14 protein-coding genes are annotated in these 16,097 nt (G+C 61.4%); 5 read left to right on the top strand and 9 right to left on the bottom strand.

The features are described from left to right. Nucleotides 1–124 precede the first annotated feature (124 nt). Complete coding sequence (locus tag AC1RPZ_RS25705) at nt 125–307, top strand: transcriptional regulator (protein WP_145022412.1); 183 nt, start codon at nt 125–127, stop codon at nt 305–307. Between the two features lie 7 nt (nt 308–314). Here AC1RPZ_RS25705 and AC1RPZ_RS25710 read toward each other — a convergent pair whose 3' ends face one another. Beyond that, nucleotides 315–542 carry a hypothetical protein gene (locus tag AC1RPZ_RS25710; protein WP_493140498.1) on the bottom strand — a complete coding sequence of 76 codons (228 nt, stop codon included), beginning with the start codon at nt 540–542 and terminating at the stop codon, nt 315–317. Here AC1RPZ_RS25710 and AC1RPZ_RS25715 point away from each other — a divergent pair. Then, entirely contained in the window at nt 535–813 is a 279-nt protein-coding gene (locus AC1RPZ_RS25715) for a hypothetical protein (protein ID WP_019691151.1), read from the top strand. The two genes, AC1RPZ_RS25710 and AC1RPZ_RS25715, sit on opposite strands and share 8 nt — an antisense overlap. Then, complete coding sequence (locus AC1RPZ_RS25720) at nt 810–1,091, top strand: type II toxin-antitoxin system RelE/ParE family toxin (protein ID WP_493140500.1); 282 nt, start codon at nt 810–812, stop codon at nt 1,089–1,091. The genes AC1RPZ_RS25715 and AC1RPZ_RS25720 overlap by 4 nt, the downstream gene beginning before the upstream one ends. 39 nt (nt 1,092–1,130) lie before the next feature. On the opposite strand, the gene AC1RPZ_RS25725 is transcribed toward AC1RPZ_RS25720, so the two are convergent. The 4 genes from AC1RPZ_RS25725 to AC1RPZ_RS25740 all read right to left on the bottom strand — a co-directional run bounded on the left by AC1RPZ_RS25725 (nt 1,131) and on the right by AC1RPZ_RS25740 (nt 3,030). Further along, nucleotides 1,131–1,409 carry a hypothetical protein gene (locus AC1RPZ_RS25725; protein ID WP_427531287.1) on the bottom strand — a complete coding sequence of 93 codons (279 nt, stop codon included), beginning with the start codon at nt 1,407–1,409 and terminating at the stop codon, nt 1,131–1,133. A gap of 381 nt (nt 1,410–1,790) precedes the next feature. Next, complete coding sequence (locus AC1RPZ_RS25730; RefSeq protein WP_493140548.1) at nt 1,791–2,036, bottom strand: type II toxin-antitoxin system Phd/YefM family antitoxin; 246 nt, start codon at nt 2,034–2,036, stop codon at nt 1,791–1,793. A gap of 146 nt (nt 2,037–2,182) precedes the next feature. Then, nucleotides 2,183–2,428 (bottom strand): DUF2789 domain-containing protein, encoded by a 246-nt coding sequence (locus AC1RPZ_RS25735; RefSeq protein WP_123427341.1) that lies wholly within the window; start codon nt 2,426–2,428, stop codon nt 2,183–2,185. Between the two features lie 140 nt (nt 2,429–2,568). Next, entirely contained in the window at nt 2,569–3,030 is a 462-nt protein-coding gene (locus tag AC1RPZ_RS25740; protein ID WP_123427343.1) for an aminoacyl-tRNA deacylase, read from the bottom strand. Nucleotides 3,031–3,244: 214 nt separating this feature from the next. On the opposite strand from AC1RPZ_RS25740, the gene AC1RPZ_RS25745 reads away from it, so the two are divergent. Both AC1RPZ_RS25745 and AC1RPZ_RS25750 read left to right on the top strand, forming a co-directional pair. Next, complete coding sequence (locus tag AC1RPZ_RS25745) at nt 3,245–3,781, top strand: NfeD family protein (protein ID WP_493140502.1); 537 nt, start codon at nt 3,245–3,247, stop codon at nt 3,779–3,781. A 2-nt stretch (nt 3,782–3,783) separates the two neighbouring features. Next, nucleotides 3,784–4,542 (top strand): slipin family protein, encoded by a 759-nt coding sequence (locus tag AC1RPZ_RS25750; RefSeq protein WP_493140504.1) that lies wholly within the window; start codon nt 3,784–3,786, stop codon nt 4,540–4,542. On the opposite strand, the gene AC1RPZ_RS25755 is transcribed toward AC1RPZ_RS25750, so the two are convergent. The 4 genes from AC1RPZ_RS25755 to AC1RPZ_RS25770 are packed head-to-tail and all read right to left on the bottom strand — an operon-like array spanning nt 4,508 to nt 16,046. Then, complete coding sequence (locus AC1RPZ_RS25755) at nt 4,508–5,485, bottom strand: sulfotransferase family protein (protein WP_493140505.1); 978 nt, start codon at nt 5,483–5,485, stop codon at nt 4,508–4,510. The two genes, AC1RPZ_RS25750 and AC1RPZ_RS25755, sit on opposite strands and share 35 nt — an antisense overlap. Then, nucleotides 5,473–6,264: an aspartyl/asparaginyl beta-hydroxylase domain-containing protein gene (locus tag AC1RPZ_RS25760; protein ID WP_493140507.1), complete on the bottom strand. Its 792-nt coding sequence runs from the start codon at nt 6,262–6,264 to the stop codon at nt 5,473–5,475. Before AC1RPZ_RS25760 ends, AC1RPZ_RS25755 begins: the two co-directional genes overlap by 13 nt. A 48-nt stretch (nt 6,265–6,312) precedes the next feature. Continuing rightward, nucleotides 6,313–7,827 carry a TolC family protein gene (locus AC1RPZ_RS25765; RefSeq protein WP_493140509.1) on the bottom strand — a complete coding sequence of 505 codons (1,515 nt, stop codon included), beginning with the start codon at nt 7,825–7,827 and terminating at the stop codon, nt 6,313–6,315. A gap of 44 nt (nt 7,828–7,871) precedes the next feature. Next, nucleotides 7,872–16,046 carry an Ig-like domain-containing protein gene (locus AC1RPZ_RS25770; RefSeq protein WP_493140511.1) on the bottom strand — a complete coding sequence of 2,725 codons (8,175 nt, stop codon included), beginning with the start codon at nt 16,044–16,046 and terminating at the stop codon, nt 7,872–7,874. Nucleotides 16,047–16,097: the final 51 nt, after the last annotated feature.

The raw sequence follows: 16,097 nt of genomic DNA on the forward strand, positions 1-16,097 counted from the left end.
AACAATTCTTTGGTCATCGCTGCAACGGTATCGAGCGACCCTGAGATTACGACCGGTAGCTAGGTTTTCACTGCTACGTCGGCACAGAAGCCCAAAGCAGCCAGATCAAGAGGGAAATTACCTGATGGACATCAAACCTATCCAAAGCGATGAGGACCTCGCGAACGCACTTTCGCGAATCGAGCAGTTATGGGGTGCGGCGCTGACATCGCCAGAAGGCAATGAGCTGGAGGCATTAGCGGCGCTCGTCAAAATTTATGAGGACGAGCATATGAGCATTCCCGCATCTTGCGCGGGAACGCTCTGAATCGACCTCAGCTCGCTTGCGCTGCCTGTGCGGCCAAGCGGTGTTGCAGCTCCTCCATCAGATCCAGCCCATCGCGCAATGAAACGTACGCGGCGTTGATCAGGCGGTAGAAGTCTTTGTCGTTGAGATCACGAATTCGCCCGCTCGTCGCGGCAACATCTGGGCAGTGATGAATATGTACTGAAGACGTATATACTTTTTCAGTACACAAATCCGGAAAGCAGACCATGTCCAAACAAGCCGTCTTCACGATGAAACTTGAACCCGAACTGCGCGAACAGTTCATGGCTGAAGCAGAAGCGTCTCATCGGCCAGCGTCGCAAATTGTCCGGGAAATGATGCGTCAGTTTGTTCAAACACAACGAGAGTCGCGTGAGTACGAGGCATTCTTGCAACGTAAAGTCGACATCGCGCGAGTCTCCATGCGGGCAGGCGAAGGCCTGACAAACGATGAAGTAGAAGCCGAATTTGCTGCCAGGCGTACTCAAGCAGCCAGACAAGGATGAGGATAATTTGGACGCCAGCCGCGGCACAGGATCGTGCAGACATTTGGGATTATCTCCATTCAGTAAACCCACAAGCAGCCATCGAGATGGACAACCGATTCAGCGAATCGGTTTCTCGCCTTTCACTCCACCCTGAATGCGGTCCTGCAGGGACGATTTTTGGTACACGCGAATTGATCCCTCATCAAAGTTACCGACTGGTATATCAACTGGATCAGGGAACCGCGTGGATACTCGCCTTGGTTCATACCTCGCGCCAATGGCCTCTTGAGAAATGAACATTCCCGCGCCTTGCGCGGGAACGCATTGCAGCAACCTCAGCTCGCTTGCGCCGCCTGTGCGGCCAGGCGGTGTTGCAGCTCTTCCATCAAATCCAGCCCATCGCGCAATGACACGTACGCGGCGTTGATCAGGCGATAGAAGTCTTTGTCATTGAGATCGCGAAGGGTGATCGAGGTGAGGGTTTCCAGCAGATCGGTGCCGATCCGAACACGGCTACAGGCGGTTTCGTGGAGAAAGTGGGTCGGCGCGAGGATGTTGTAGGCCAGAACGCAGACGGGGGTTGGGTTGGTGCTCAATGGTCGATATGGGTGCATGGGAAGCTCTCAAAAAAGTAGTTTTTTGAAGCCATCACTCATCGTCGCCAAACGAAAAGGGGTGGCAGCTGTACGCAGGTTGGCGAACCGGTCCATATCCCAAACCCGGCAGACCCGAAGGTCTCCCACGCACAGCCGCCATAAAGCATCTCACCTCGACCGATAAAATCGAGGCGCAAGAATACTGGACGCTGAAGCGCTGGGTTATGAAGTAGGATCGCCAAATCCTGTCGCCAATGTGCGGCGACGTGTCGAACTATAGGGGGGCGTTTCGGGGGGTGCAACCAAGCAAAACCGCTACGGACTTTTCCTGGCGTTTTTTAGCCCGTTCGTACACGGGCGTTGAGTTCACGCTTGCCGACAACCACCACCGAAACGAGCTTATAGGTCATCCAACGTTACCGGGACCGGGGTTTCGTGGATTCGAGCCCGAACCAGTTCGGTAAGCTCAAGGTCGCCCAAGCGCTCCACCATGGACTCGAACACCTCGGCGGGCACCATGTCGCCCATCACCCGGTTGCGATTGAGCACGGCAACCGGTCCACCGTTTGCACCACTGAGTACAGCAGACGGGTTCTTCTTCAATTCGGAAACGCTGACAGCCTTGTCGGCCAGAACACGTTGCATCATTAAGACCTCAATTCAGGCCGTTAATCTGGTCTATCGCTCCGTGTTAAACAACTCCAGAAAAAACTGACAAACGCAGTTTTCCCTCAGATTTTTTTACTTTTCCCCAGATTTTTTTACATTTCTCCATTTTCCATCAGATTTTTTTACACTCCCCGCCCCTTCCTCAACAGCACATCCAGCTGATCCACCACCTCTGCCCAGTCGGAATCCTCGAGGATGTCCTCGCGCAGGAAATCCGCCTGGCATTGGGTCCAGAAGAAGGCGTCGGCCAGGTGCAGTTCGGGTTTCAAGGGTGAATGGGTGGCGATGAATTTGTCGATGCTTTCGGCGTCGTCGGGCAGGCCGAGTTGTTTGAACAGGTTGGGGAGGCTGTGGGTAGGTGATTCCATGGGAATTGGCTCCTGAGTTTTTAGAGGGTCGAGGACCGCTGCGCAGTCCATCGCGGGCAAGCCACGCTCCCACACACGGCGGTTCCTGTGGGAGCGCGGCTTGCCCGCGATGGCGGCGGTGCATTCACCGCCAACAATGGCTACTGACTCAGCTCGCACACCTCGGCATGGGGCACCATTTTCAGGTACTGGTCCATGCTCAAGTGCACGAGGTTGTTGTGGTTGCCGGCTTCGACGTAGATCTCTTTCTGACGGGTCAGCATCGGGTCGATGACCATGTCCAGCCCATAGGATTCGCCCAGGGCCGGAACGGCGCCGCGTTCGCAGTCGTTGAACAGGTGGGCCAGGGTGCTTTCGCGGGTGACTTGCCATTCACCGCTGCCACGCACTTTGGTCAGGTCCAGATGCCGGCTGGCCGGCAACACGGCCATCAGGTAGTGGCCGTGGTGGTCGTCGAGGATCACCGATTTCGCTACGCGCTCAGCAGGAATGCCCGCCACCCGGGCGGTTTCCAGGCTGCTGGCGGAGTGCGGGTGAGAGACAACGTCAAATTCGCAGCGTGCCTCTTCCAGGCTGCGCTGCACGGTTCTTGCCATACGCATGATGCACCTCGGTGTCCGTCGCAAGGCGGACGGACGATGATTAAACAGGTTGGCGTCTCCTCTAAAGTCTAGGCCTGCTGCCGGAACCCGGTGATAAATCTGCCCACTGGAAACTCGCAAAAATTGATCAGAATTCATCCAGCCAAAGGCTCAACTAGACTATAAGCAGGGCCACCGTGTGGCTCGCAGACGGATGACTCTCCTGGAGGGTCAAGTGAACACTCGCTGGTGGTGGTTGGTTGCGCTGTTGTTGGGTTTGAGCGGATCGGTTTTCGCGGCGGACACTGTCGTGCTGATCGTCCCTAACCCGCTCGGCGTCTGGCTGATGATGTTTGGTATCGCGTTCATCGTGGCGGAGGCGGTGCTGCCCAACTACGGCGTGGTCGGGCTGGGCGGCATCATGATGTTTGTGATCGGTGCGGTGATTCTGAGCAATACCGATGTCCCCACGCCACTCATCATCGGCCTTGCGCTGATCAGCGCGCTGTTGTTGATCGCGTTGCTGATCCATGCCCTGAAAACCCGACCGCGGGACACCGTCAGTGGCGATTCCGGGTTAGTCGGCAGCGTGACGCCGGTGACGGCGTTGCAGGCCGGCAGTGCCTATAACGGCTGGGTGCATTTGCAAGGTGAACGTTGGCGGGTGCTGAGTGCCACACCGCTGCAACCGGGGCAATTGGTCCGGGTGGTGGCGCGCAAGGGAACGCTGCTGGAAGTGGCCGCGGCTGACGCGGCGCCGCAAGGAGAATGATCATGGGTCTGCAACTGGGTTTTGCCGCGCTGCTGGTGCTGCTGATTGTACTGGCGGGGTCGACCTTCCGCATCCTGCGTGAATACGAGCGCGGCGTGGTGTTCCAGCTCGGACGCTTCTGGCAGGTCAAGGGTCCGGGGCTGATCCTGTTGATACCGGTGGTCCAGCAAATGGTTCGGGTCGATCTGCGCACCGTGGTGCTCGACGTACCGCCGCAAGACGTGATCACCCGCGACAACGTCTCGGTAAAGGTCAACGCGGTGTTGTACTTCCGTGTGCTCGACTCGCAGAAAGCGATCATCCAGGTCGAAGACTTCCTCATGGCCACCAGCCAACTGGCACAAACCACCTTGCGGGCAGTGCTCGGTAAACATGAACTGGACGAGCTGCTGGCCGAACGCGAACGCTTGAACTTCGACATCCAGCAGGTGCTGGACGCCCAGACGGATGCCTGGGGGATCAAGGTCGCCAACGTCGAGATCAAACACGTCGACCTCAACGAATCGATGATCCGCGCCATTGCCAAACAGGCCGAAGCCGAACGCGAACGGCGGGCGAAGGTGATCCACGCCGAAGGTGAATTGCAGGCCTCGGAAAAACTCATGCAAGCCGCCGAAATGCTCGGTCGCCAGCCCGGTGCCATGCAGTTGCGTTACATGCAGACCCTGAGTTTGATTGCCGGCGACAAGAGTTCGACCATTGTCTTCCCGCTGCCGATCGAGTTGCTCAAGGGTATGGCGGATTTGTCGTCGAAGAATTGAGGCTGCATCGCAGCTGCTCCAGCACTGCGTAAGGCCCGCGCGCCCACCACTCAACGCGTTCTCTGAGTTGCGGTGAGGCCTCTCGTTGTTTGTCTTTGCCGTCGGCCACGAACGTTTCGCTCGGCTGCTTGGCGTGCTGATTCACGGCGCTGAACACCCGTGTCCGCTGCTCGGCATTCAGAGCAAAAAACCTGGCCAAACGTCCTCCCATCGCGTGCGGCAACTCACTGTAGTTGACGGCCAGGCCGGAAAATTCGTGGCAATACTCAGCGCCCAAGTGCAGCAACCGGCCCAAGCGTCGGGCAATAAAGTCTTCTCGTCCCTCGAACGCCGCCTCATCGTCCAGCGCGCTGGCGCCAATCATCCCCGACACCATGTGCATCCCCGGACGGCGCAGGTGGGAAACAGCGATTTCCAACGGGTCGCGGTAGACAAATAGCCAGGGTGTTTCAGGAAAACACTCGCGCAACTGCTTCAGCTCACCGATGCTCCAGGCGTCCAGCTTGATCACCAACCGTTGTTCCACCCCTCGGCGCCGCTGGCCGTAGGCCGAAAGCAAACCGCGAATGGCCGCGCTGCGCTCTGCTGGCGGCAGCGTGCTGCGCAGCAGGGTATCCAGTGGCGGTGGTTCGCAAATGACGATGTGATTGTCGAGTTGCGCAAGCATCTGGCTGATCAACGTCGAACCGCAGCGTGAGGCGTGAAAAATGAACGCGCTCGGCGCCAGCCCTGGGCGGGTTGTCTGCCAATCACTCAGCGTACTCAGCGGCGTTTGACGCCGGAAGGCCTGGTTGAATGGCAAGCGCAGCGCTTCGTCCACCGCGTCGCGGAAAAACGGCTGACGCAAGGGCTGATCACCGAACCAGCACCAATCGACCCGCCACTCTGCATCCTGTTCCCAGATGCGAATCGGCAACCAGCCGTCGAGGTTCAAGCGCTCCATTGCTCGTTCCACTGACGCCGGCCATGACGCATCGCCGCACGCAGCTCTTCACGGGAGAACGCCAGGCCACGCTCGGCAGCCAGCTTCAGGGTGGTGGCAATAAAGGCTTCGTTGTCAGTCATGCCCTGCAAGGTCTTGCAGAGCTGCGGATCGCTTTCCAGCAGCCGTCGAAACTGTGCCAGCGCTTGCGCCGCGTGACCGATGCCAGTCTCCGGCGTGGTTGACGCACCCTCGATAATGGCCTGTTCCAGCCATGCACCGGGCCTGCAATCGATCACCAGATGCACCCGTTCACGGCTGTCGCGGTTGTCGACGCTGTGGGGCCGCGACAGGTCGAGAAACCAGCATTCGCCGGCCTTCATCGGAATCCGTAAACCGTCGAGCAGAAAGTCGACGTTGGGCGGGCTGAGCAGCGGAATATGCAGCCGCAGATCGGCCGCTGGCCCCTCGAGGTCGTAGTCGCGGTGCTCGTGAATGCGACTGCCCGGCCCCAGCTTCAGCAGCCTTGCCGAAACAATGTCCAACGACAAACCCTGCAATGCGTATTGCCACCGACCATCGAGCAGCCAAGGCGCTCGCGGCACCGGTTTCCCACGGCCGGGGGACAACTCCGTCAGGGCGTCGACCGCGCTGACAAGCGCCACGCCGCTCCAGTCGCCCGCGTAATAGTCACGGTTGAAATGGCTGTGCCAGTCGCTGTCCTTGATCTGCGCCAACGCCTGCAACAGCAACGGCAGATGCACCGTCACCGGCAAGCGAGAAAACGCCGGACGCGTCATCGGCCCTCCCGCTGTACCCGACTGACGCTGATCGTGGGCGCCAGCAGATTACTTGCCTTGAACATGCGCTGGCGGCACCGTGATGTTGCCGGCGGCCCACGCGTCCTCGCGACTGGCCAGCTCGGTGGCGATCGATTGCACTTGGGTCGATTGCACCTGATCCGGCAGCGGGTCGAGCCCGGCGCTGGCGAAGATCTGCCCGTAAGCGTTGCGCAAATCGGCGTACGACAGGTCGCGGCGCAAGTCGGCTTGCAGGGTGTTCAGTTCGCCCTGAATCAGGTCCAGTTCGCCGATACCGGCTGCCTGATGGCGGTTACGTAACTGGCCAAGAATCTGCCCGTCAATATCCGACAGCTGCTGGTTGGTCTGGAACTGGCGCAGCGCTTCGCGGTAGTTGGCGTTGGCCACATAGAGCTGCGCCAGCACCGCGATCGACATCGCCTGACGGCGCGCCTTGGCCACTTCTTCCCCAGCCTTGGCAACGTCGATCGCCGCCGGGGCGGAGATTACGTTGAACAGGTTCCAGGTGATTTTAACCCCGTAGTCGGCCCACTTGTCGTTGACCAGAAACGAGTTGCTGTCGTAATGCCCGCCAGCCGAGAGCTCCAGCCCCGGCAGCAGCCGTAGCATGGCTTTGCGGGTTTCGGCGGTGCTGATGCGCGTCTGATAATCCTGCTCACGCAGTTCCGGGCGGCTGGCCAGGGCTTCCTGTTCGAGGCTGGCCATGCCGACCTTGAGTTCCGGAATCGGGTAATCCTCAGGGGTCGCCAACGTCAAGTCAGTGCCCATCGGCAGGTTGATCAGGGTCGCCAGTTCGGTTTTCGCCAACGACAGTGCCCGGCGCTGCTCTTCGAGCTGGCGCGTGGCTTCGATCAGCGAACGCTGGTACCCCAAGGCCTGCACCGGGTCGCCGATGCGCTGCTCGCTCATGCTCTGACTGTTGTTACGCGCGGCATCGACCCGCGCCATCAGCGTGTCGATCTGCTTGAGCAGGCGTTCAGCGGCCACCGCCCGCCAATAAGCCGAGCGCACGTCCTGAACGATGGTGTTGATGACCTTGCGCCGGCGCTCCTGAACGATCAGCCGTTGATCGCCCTGCTGCTTGGCGTTGATGTAGCTGACACCGAAGTCGAGGACGTTCCACACCATGGTCAGGTCGGCGACTCTGCGGTCGCGGTCCTGTGAGGTCGATGGTTCGAGGGACTGGGTGCCAGTGCGCACGCTCTGGCTGCTGGAGCCGCTGGTGTTGTTGCGCCCTACATAACCGGCGTCCAGGGCCATGCGCGGCAGCATGTCGAAGCTGGCGAGGTCGAGTTGGCGCTTGGCCAACGCCTCTTCCATGATTTTCAAGCGGCCTTCAAGGTTGTACTTCACCGCGCGGGCCATGGCCTGGTGCAGTGTCAGCGGGCCGCTCAGGGGTTCCTGATCCTTGTACATGCTCGCCAGGTCGCTTTTGGCGCGCTGCTCGCTGACGCGGCGCTCAATCGGTTCACTGGTCACCGCACATCCGCTGATCGCTAGCGCCAGCAAGCTGGCGCCGAATAGTTTCTGACTTTTTTTCATCCTTGGACCGCCCCTGGGTGCTGCATAAGTTGAGGTTTTTCTATTCAGGCCTGCATTTCGCTGATGCCGACCTGTTGCAACGCTGTGGCCAATGCCTTGATCTGCTGTTGCTCGATGGTCTCGAGTTGCTGAAGTTGTTCGCCCAGGGTCAGCGCACCATATGCACCGTGCGGACCCCGGGAAGCGTCGCCGCCGCTCTGGATCGACCTGTCGCCGGACGCGTTGAACGAACTGTTGCCGCTGCTCGATTCATGGCTGAACAGACTCGACAGGGTGCTGTTGCCAAACACCCCGCCATCACCGCTGCCAAACCCCAGGAAGCCGTGACCGGAACTATTTCCGCCGCTGTCGCTGCTAGTGAACACCTGCGCGATAAAGCTTGGGCTCAGTGCGCCACGATTGATGAAAATATCCCCCAGTGGGCGGATGCCATCCCCCAATACCCGCTGCTCGAACAGCGGTGCAAAGGTCAGCGGTGAACCGAGATTGCCGGTCGGCGGCGTGAAGACGATCGGCTGCAATGGCACATTCGATGTGCTCGAAGACGGTACCGGGTCGCTGACCGAGATCACGACGGCCGGCACCGTGTTGATAGCAAAATTGTTGGAGATCGCGACCCCAGTGCCGGTGTTCCCGGCGCGGTCGGTCACATTGCTGCTGTCCAGCCCGATGAAGTTGGTCGCATCGTTGATATTGGCCGTCGGGGTCAGGGTGGCGGTCCAGGTCTTGCCGCCGTCGCTGCTGCTCAGGTTGGTAAGCGTGCCATTGGCCACACTGAGGTCGGACAAATCGAAATGCTTCACCGCTTCGCTGAAGGTGAAGGTCACCTGCGAGGTCTGGCCAACGCCCAGGTTCGGGTTGTCGATGACGATGGTCGCGGTGGGGCGTTCACTGTCCAGAGCATAGTTGTTGGAGATGGCCAGTCCCGTCCCGGCATTGCCTGCAGCGTCGTTGACGTTGCTGTTGTCGAGCACAATCAGGTTGGTAGCGTCCGTCACGCTCGCCGTCGGCGTGAACGTCGCGGTCCAGGTCTTGCCACCGTCACTGCTGGCCAGGTTGGACAGCGCGCCGTTGGTCACGCTCAGATCGGAGAGGTCAAAACCGCTCACCGCTTCACTGAAGGTGATGGTCACCTGCGAGGTCTGGCCGATGCCCAGGAGCGGCTCGGCGACGACGATAGTCCCGGTGGGCCGGTCGGCATCGAGCACATAGTTGTTGGACAGGGTAACGGTACTGCCAGCGTTACCGGCGCTATCCAGCACATTAGCGGTGTCGAGCACAATCTGGTTGGTGGCGTCGTTGATATTCGCGGTCGGCGTCAGAGTCGCTGTCCAGGTCTTGCCGCCGTCGCTGCTCAGCAGATTGGACAGCGTGCCATTGGCCACGCTGAGGTCGGACAGCGTGAAACCACTGACCGTCTCACTGAAGGTGATAGTCACCTGCGAAGTCTGGCCAATGCCCAGCAGAGGATTGGCCACCACTATGCTTGCGGTTGGACGTTGCGTGTCGATGGCGTAGTTGTTCGAGTCAGTGGTGTCCACACCGGTGTTGCCGGAGGTGTTCTGCACGCCGCTGTTGTCCAGGGTGATCAGGTTGGTGGTGTCGGTGATGTCGGCGGACGGGGTGAAGGTCGCGGTCCAGGTGATGCCACCGTCGCTTGAGCTGACCGCGCTCAGCGCGCCGTTGGCAATGGTCAGGTCGGCGTTGGTGAAACCGTTGACCGCTTCCGAGAAGGCGATGGTCACCAGCGAGGTATCACCGATTTTCAAAGCGTTGTCCGCGACCACGATGGTCGCGGTCGGGTGCTGGGTGTCGATGGTGAAGTTGCCCGAGTCGGTGGTGCCGGTCCCGGCGTTGCCGATCAGGTCAGCCACGCCGGTGTTGGCCAGGGTGATCAGGTTGGTCGTGTCTTTTATGCCGTCGGTTGGCGTGAAGGTGGCCGTCCAGGTGATACCGCCATCACTGCTGCTGACCGCGGTCAACGTACCGTTGGGGATCGTCAGATCGGCATTGGTGAAGCCGGTCACCGCCTCGGAGAAGGTGATGGTCACCAACGAGGTTTCACCGGCGGCCAGTGTCGAGTCGGCCAGCACAATGGTGGCGGTCGGACGCTGGGTGTCGATGGCGAAGTTATTCGAGTCGGTGCTGCCGCTCCCGGCGTTGCCAGACAGGTCGGCCACACCGGTGTTGTCCAGGGTGATCAGGTTGGTGGCGTCGGTGGTGCTGGCGCTCGGGGTAAAGGTCGCGGTCCAGGTCACGCCGCCATCACTGCTGCTCACGGCGGTCAGGGTGCCGTTGGCAATCGTCAGATCGGCGTTGGTAAACCCGGTCACCGCTTCACTGAAGGTGATGGTCACCAACGAAGTCTGACCGATCCCCAACGCAGTGTCCGTCACCACGATGGTGGCGGTCGGGCGCACGGTGTCGATGGCGTAGTTGTTCGAATCGGTGCTGCCGCTGCCGACGTTGCCGGAACCGTTCTGCACACCGGTATTGTCCAGGGTGATCAGGTTGGTGGCGTCGGTAATCGCGTTGCTCGGGGTAAAAGTCGCCGTCCAGGTCACGCCGCCATCGCTGCTGCTGACCGCGGTCAGCGTGCCGTTGGCAATCGTCAGGTCGGCGTTGCTGAAACCGCTCACCGCTTCGGAGAAGGTGATGGTCACCAGCGAGGTATCACCGATTTTCAAAGCGTTGTCCGCGACCACGATGGTCGCGGTCGGACGCACGGTATCAATGGTGAAATTGCCGGAGTTGGTGATCCCGCTGCCCGCATTACCGGCCAGGTCGGCCACGCCGGCGTTGGCCAGGGTGATCAGGTTGGTCGTATCGTTGATGCCCGCGGTCGGGGTGAAGGTGGCGGTCCAGGTGATACCGCCATCACTGCTGCTGACCGCGGTCAGCGTGCCGTTGGGGATCGTCAGATCGGCATTGGTGAAGCCGGTCACCGCCTCGGAGAAGGTGATGGTCACCAACGAGGTTTCACCAGCGGCCAGCGTCGGGTCGGCCAGCACGATGGTGGCGGTCGGGCGCTGGCTGTCGATAGCGTACGTATTGGAATCGGTGGTCGCGGTCCCGGCGTTGCCGGACAGGTCGGCAATCCCGGTGTTGTCCAGAGTGATCACATTGCCGCTGTGAGTGACGCCGTTCACCGGAGTCAATGTGGCGGTCCAGGTCACGCCGCCATCGCTGCTACTCACCGCACTCAGCGTACCGTTGTCGATCGTCAGATCGGCGTTGGTAAAACCGCTCACCGCTTCACTGAAGGTGATGGTCACCAACGAAGTCTGACCGATCCCCAACGCAGTGTCCGTCACCACGATGGTGGCGGTCGGGCGCACAGTGTCGATGGCGTAGTTGTTCGAATCGGTGCTGCCGCTGCCGACGTTGCCGGAACCGTTCTGCACGCCGCTGTTGTCCAGCGTGATCAGGTTGGTGGCGTCGGTAATGGCGTTGCTCGGGGTAAAGGTCGCCGTCCAAGTCACGCCGCCATCGCTGCTGCTGACCGCGGTCAGCGTGCCGTTGGCAATCGTCAGGTCGGCGTTGCTGAAACCGCTCACCGCTTCGGAGAAGGTGATGGTCACCAGCGAGGTTTCGCCGATATTCAGCGCGTTATCGGCCACCACGATGGTCGCGGTCGGGCGCACGGTATCGATGGTGAAGTTGCCGGAGTCGGTGGTGCCGCTGCCCGCATTGCCGGCCAGGTCAGCCACCCCGGTGTTGGCCAGGGTGATCAGGTTGGTCGTATCGTTGACACCCGTGGTCGGGGTGAAGGTGGCCGTCCAGGTGATACCGCCATCACTGCTGCTGACCGCTGTCAGCGTGCCGTTGGGGATCGTCAGGTCGGCGTTGGTGAAGCCGGTCACCGCCTCGGAAAAGGTGATGGTCACCAGCGAGGTGTCACCGGCGGCCAGCGTCGAATCGGCCAGTACGATGGTGGCGGTTGGACGCTGGGTGTCGATGGCGAAGTTGTTCGAGTCGGTGCTGCCGCTCCCGGCGTTGCCGGACAAGTCGGACACGCCGGTGTTGTCCAGGGTGATCAGGTTGGTGGCGTCGGTGGTGCTGGCGCTCGGGGTAAAGGTCGCCGTCCAGGTGATGCCGCCATCACTGCTGCTGACCGCCGTCAGCGTGCCATTGGCAATCGTCAGGTCGGCGTTGGTGAAGCTGGTCACCGCCTCACTGAAGGTGATGGTCACCAGCGAGGTGTCGCCGATTTTCAAAGCATTCTCGGCAACCACGATAGTCGCGGTCGGGCGCACGGTGTCGATCGCGTAGTTATTGGAGTTGGACGTACCCAGGCCGATATTGCCCACCGCGTTTTGCACACCGGTGTTGTCCAGCGTGATCAGGTTGGTAGCGTTGGTAATGGCGTTGGTCGGGGTAAAGGTCGCGGTCCAGGTCACACCGCCATCGCTGCTGCTGACCGCGGTCAGTGTGCCGTTGGCTATTGTCAGGTCGGCGTTGGTGAAGCCGGTCACCGCCTCGGAGAAGGTGATGGTCACCAGCGAGGTTTCACCGATTGTCAAAGCGTTGTCGGCGACCACGATGGTCGCGCTCGGGTGCGCGGTGTTGACCACGTAGTTGCCCGAGTCAATGGTGCCGCTGCCGGCGTTGCCTGCCAGGTCACTGACACCGGCGTTCGCCAGAGTGATCAGGTTGGTTGCATCAGACACCCCGTCGGTCGGGGTGAACGTCGCGGTCCAGGTAATGCCGCCGTCGCCGCTGCTCACCGCGCTCAGCGTGCCATTGGCGATGCTCAGGTCGGCGTTGGTAAATCCGCTCACCGCTTCGGAGAAGGTGATGGTCACCAGCGAGGTGTCACCGGCGGCCAGCGTCGGGTCGGCCAGCACAATGGTCGCGGTCGGACGCTGGGTGTCGATGGCGAAGTTATTCGAGTCGGTGCTGCCGCTTCCGGCGTTGCCGGACAAGTCGGCCACGCCGGTGTTGTCCAGGGTGATCAGGTTGGTGGCGTCGGTGGTGCTGGCGCTCGGGGTAAAGGTCGCCGTCCAGGTGATGCCGCCATCACTGCTGCTGACCGCCGTCAGCGTGCCATTGGCAATCGTCAGGTCGGCGTTAGTGAAGCTGGTTACTGCCTCGGAAAAGGTGATGGTCACCAGCGAGGTGTCACCGATTTTCAAGGCATTCTCGGCGACCACGATAGTCGCCGTCGGCCGAACAGTGTCGATAGCGTAGTTGTTCGAATCGGTGCTGCCGCTGCCGACGTTGCCGGAACCGTTCTGCACGCCGCTGTTGTCCAGGGTGATCAGGTTGGTGGCATCGGTAATGGCGTTGGTCGGGGTAAAGGTCGCCGTCCAGGTCACACCGCCATCGCTGCTGCTGACCGCGGTCAGCGTGCCGTTGGCAATCGTCAGGTCGGCGTTGCTGAAACCGCTCACCGCTTCGGAGAAGGTGATGGTCACCAGCGAGGTTTCACCGATTGTCAAAGCGTTGTCGGCCACCACGATGGTCGCGGTCGGGCGCACAGTATCGATGGTGAAGTTGCCGGAATCGGTGGTGCCGCTGCCCGCATTGCCGGCCAGGTCAGCCACCCCGGTGTTGGCCAGGGTGATCAGGTTGGTCGTATCGTTGACGCCCGTGGTCGGGGTGAACGTTGCCGTCCAGGTGATGCCGCCATCACTGCTGCTGACCGCGGTCAGCGTGCCGTTGGGGATCGTCAGGTCGGCGTTGGTGAAGCCGGTCACCGCTTCGCTGAAGGTAATGGTCACCGGGGACGTTGCCCCGATGTTCAGCGCGCTGTTGTCGACCACGATACTCGCGGTCGGCCTTACGCTGTCGATCGCATAGTTGTTGGAGTCCGCCGACCCGACACCGGCATTGCCCGCCGTATCGGTGTAGGCCGTGTTGTCCAGGGTAATCAGGTTGCTGGCATTGTTGAGGCCGTTGGTCGGAGTGAGCGTCGCTGTCCAGGTGATGTTGTTGCTGGTGGTCAGGTTGGTCAGGGTGCCGTTGGAAACGGTCATGTCGGCGGTGCTGAAACCGGTCACCGCTTCGCTGAACGTAATGGTCACGGTGGATCCGCCGATGTTCACCGTGCTATTGGCGACCACAACGGTCGCCGTTGGCCGTACGGTGTCGACGGCGTAATTATTGGACGAGCTGGTGCCGAACCCGGTTACGCCCCGCGACACGCTCGTCACGCCGGTGTTGTCCAGGAAGATCTGGTTGGTGTTGCCCGTGACGCTTGAACTCGGGGTAAAGGTCGCGGTCCAGGTGGTGCCGCCATCACTGCTGCTGACTGCCGTCAGCGTGCCGTTGGTCATCGTAAGGTCGGCATTGGTGAAACCGCTGACGGCTTCAGAGAACGTGAAGGTGACCAGTGAGGTTTCGCCGATTATCAGCGAGTTGTCCGCCACTACGATGGTCGCGGCGGGCGACGGCGGGTACGTGGTATTCAGGACGCCGCCGTCGTTGTAGATCGCCGCTACCGCCGTCGGGCTGGTGCCTGTCGTACCAACGCCCAGTGCCGCACCACCGGCACCGCTGCCCGCCGCGTTACCGGAAATGGCCGCGAAGTTGGTCGCGGTGATCTGGAGGGTGCCTTTGTTCCAGATCGCACCGACACCCCTGCCGCCGATCCCGCCGTTGCCGGCGTAGCCGCTACCGCTACCACCGCCACCGCCGCCGCCGGCGCCGATGTTATTGGTGATGGTCGACGTACCGACGATAGTTAGGGTGCCGGTCGAGGCGTTGTAGATCCCGCCAGCCGCGTTGCCGCCTGCACCGCCCACCTTGTCCAAACCGGCACCGCCACCACCGCCGCCGATGGAAATCGTGCCGTTGGTGGCCGTCCCCCCGCTACCGCCATTGCTGTACCCGTGAACCCCGATCCCTCCGTTGCCACCGGTGCTGGTGCCACCGCGACCGCCCATGTGGGTGGCGTCGTAAGCGCCGCCGTAGCCGCCCACGCCGCCACCGCCTGCCTGGCCGCCATAGGTGCCGGTGCCCGACCCCGTCGAACCGCCGTGGCCGCCGCCCTGGCTGCCCAACCCACCGCCGCCACCGCCGCCGCCGCCAGAGTAAACACCCGTCACACCACCGCCACCACCGCCGCCCGAGGCCGCGTTAGAGGTCACGCTGACGTTGTACAGGGTCAGGATCCCGGCGTTGAAAATACCGCCGCCCATGGACCCGTCCGCGCCAGATCCACCATTGCCACCCGCACCCGAGACCAGGCCTCGGGTAATCACCAACCCGTCGAGGGTCACCGTGCTGCCCGAGGCGATCTCGATCACCCGGGTCTTGTACTGGCCGTCCAGGGTCACATCCGCCACGCCGTCATTGTTCAGGTCACCGTCGATGGTGATGTTCTTGCTGACCAGCAACTCGGAGGTGAGCTGCACGGTCATGCTGCCGTTGAAGGTGACGATATCGCCGTTCTGCGCCGAGGCAATCGCGGCGCGCAACGAACCCACGCCCGTGTTGCCGTTGTTGCTGGCGGTCCAGGTCGCCAGACCCCACTGGTACTCGCTCATGGCCGTTTTCGAGAGCACGTTGGCGCTTTCGATAGTGCCCGTGGCGATTTCCAGGTTCCAGTCGCCGCCCACACCGGTGCGGTTATCCGAGGCGGCGATATCACGGCCGGTCAACTGCGCCAGAGAGTCGACAAAATTCAAGCCACGCGTCCCTTCGGCGGTGTAGCAGGCGTAAATCAGAATGTCGCCGCCGACCTTCATGTCCTTGCCGATCTCGGCCAGCACCGCGCTGCGGGCCGCGACATTTTCGGCCGACAGGTAGCTGTCACCCAGCCACAGGTCACCGGCGTTGCCGTGGGCGATGATCTGCACCGAGCTGATGCCCTGGTGCTGACCGAGGTAGTCGGCAATCTGCTGCAAACCGTCCTTGCTCGCGTCGAGCTGGACCACCTGAGTGCCGGGGGCCACGCCTTTGAGCAGGCTGTCAGCGTCTTTGACCCGGGCGTCGACGAATACCACGCTCTGCCCTGGCACAGCGGTGGGGGTTGGCGCCACAGGTGCCGCATTATCGGCCTGGGCGTGGGTGTCCTTGCTCGCGGCCGGGTGATCGGTGACCGGTGCCTTGGCGGCGTCGGTGGTGGTGGTGTGGCTGTCAGCCTGGGTGGTATCGGCCACCGTGGCCGCCACCGCACCGTCGAACAGCATTCGCGGTTCCAGGGACATGATCAATGGCGATGCCAGGACGCGTGCGCCCTCCGTGATCCGCGACTTGCCTTTGCTCCACCACATGTTGCTCACCCAAACTCGAACGTTCATACCGCGCAAATGAAAACGCCGTGA

It is taken from the genome of Pseudomonas sp. GW822-FHT02D10, assembly GCF_058802345.1.

Bases quoted from the DNA above. Each gene is read 5' to 3' on its own strand.
- AC1RPZ_RS25735 (WP_123427341.1), bottom strand. From the start codon at position 2,428: ATGGAATCACCTACCCACAGCCTCCCCAACCTGTTCAAACAACTCGGC.
- AC1RPZ_RS25725 (WP_427531287.1), bottom strand. From the start codon at position 1,409: ATGCACCCATATCGACCATTGAGCACCAACCCAACCCCCGTCTGCGTT.
- AC1RPZ_RS25705 (WP_145022412.1), top strand. From the start codon at position 125: ATGGACATCAAACCTATCCAAAGCGATGAGGACCTCGCGAACGCACTT.
- AC1RPZ_RS25760 (WP_493140507.1), bottom strand. From the start codon at position 6,264: ATGACGCGTCCGGCGTTTTCTCGCTTGCCGGTGACGGTGCATCTGCCG.
- AC1RPZ_RS25740 (WP_123427343.1), bottom strand. From the start codon at position 3,030: ATGCGTATGGCAAGAACCGTGCAGCGCAGCCTGGAAGAGGCACGCTGC.
- AC1RPZ_RS25765 (WP_493140509.1), bottom strand. From the start codon at position 7,827: ATGAAAAAAAGTCAGAAACTATTCGGCGCCAGCTTGCTGGCGCTAGCG.
- AC1RPZ_RS25720 (WP_493140500.1), top strand. From the start codon at position 810: ATGAGGATAATTTGGACGCCAGCCGCGGCACAGGATCGTGCAGACATT.
- AC1RPZ_RS25750 (WP_493140504.1), top strand. From the start codon at position 3,784: ATGGGTCTGCAACTGGGTTTTGCCGCGCTGCTGGTGCTGCTGATTGTA.
- AC1RPZ_RS25715 (WP_019691151.1), top strand. From the start codon at position 535: ATGTCCAAACAAGCCGTCTTCACGATGAAACTTGAACCCGAACTGCGC.
- AC1RPZ_RS25755 (WP_493140505.1), bottom strand. From the start codon at position 5,485: ATGGAGCGCTTGAACCTCGACGGCTGGTTGCCGATTCGCATCTGGGAA.
- AC1RPZ_RS25730 (WP_493140548.1), bottom strand. From the start codon at position 2,036: ATGCAACGTGTTCTGGCCGACAAGGCTGTCAGCGTTTCCGAATTGAAG.
- AC1RPZ_RS25770 (WP_493140511.1), bottom strand. From the start codon at position 16,046: ATGTGGTGGAGCAAAGGCAAGTCGCGGATCACGGAGGGCGCACGCGTC.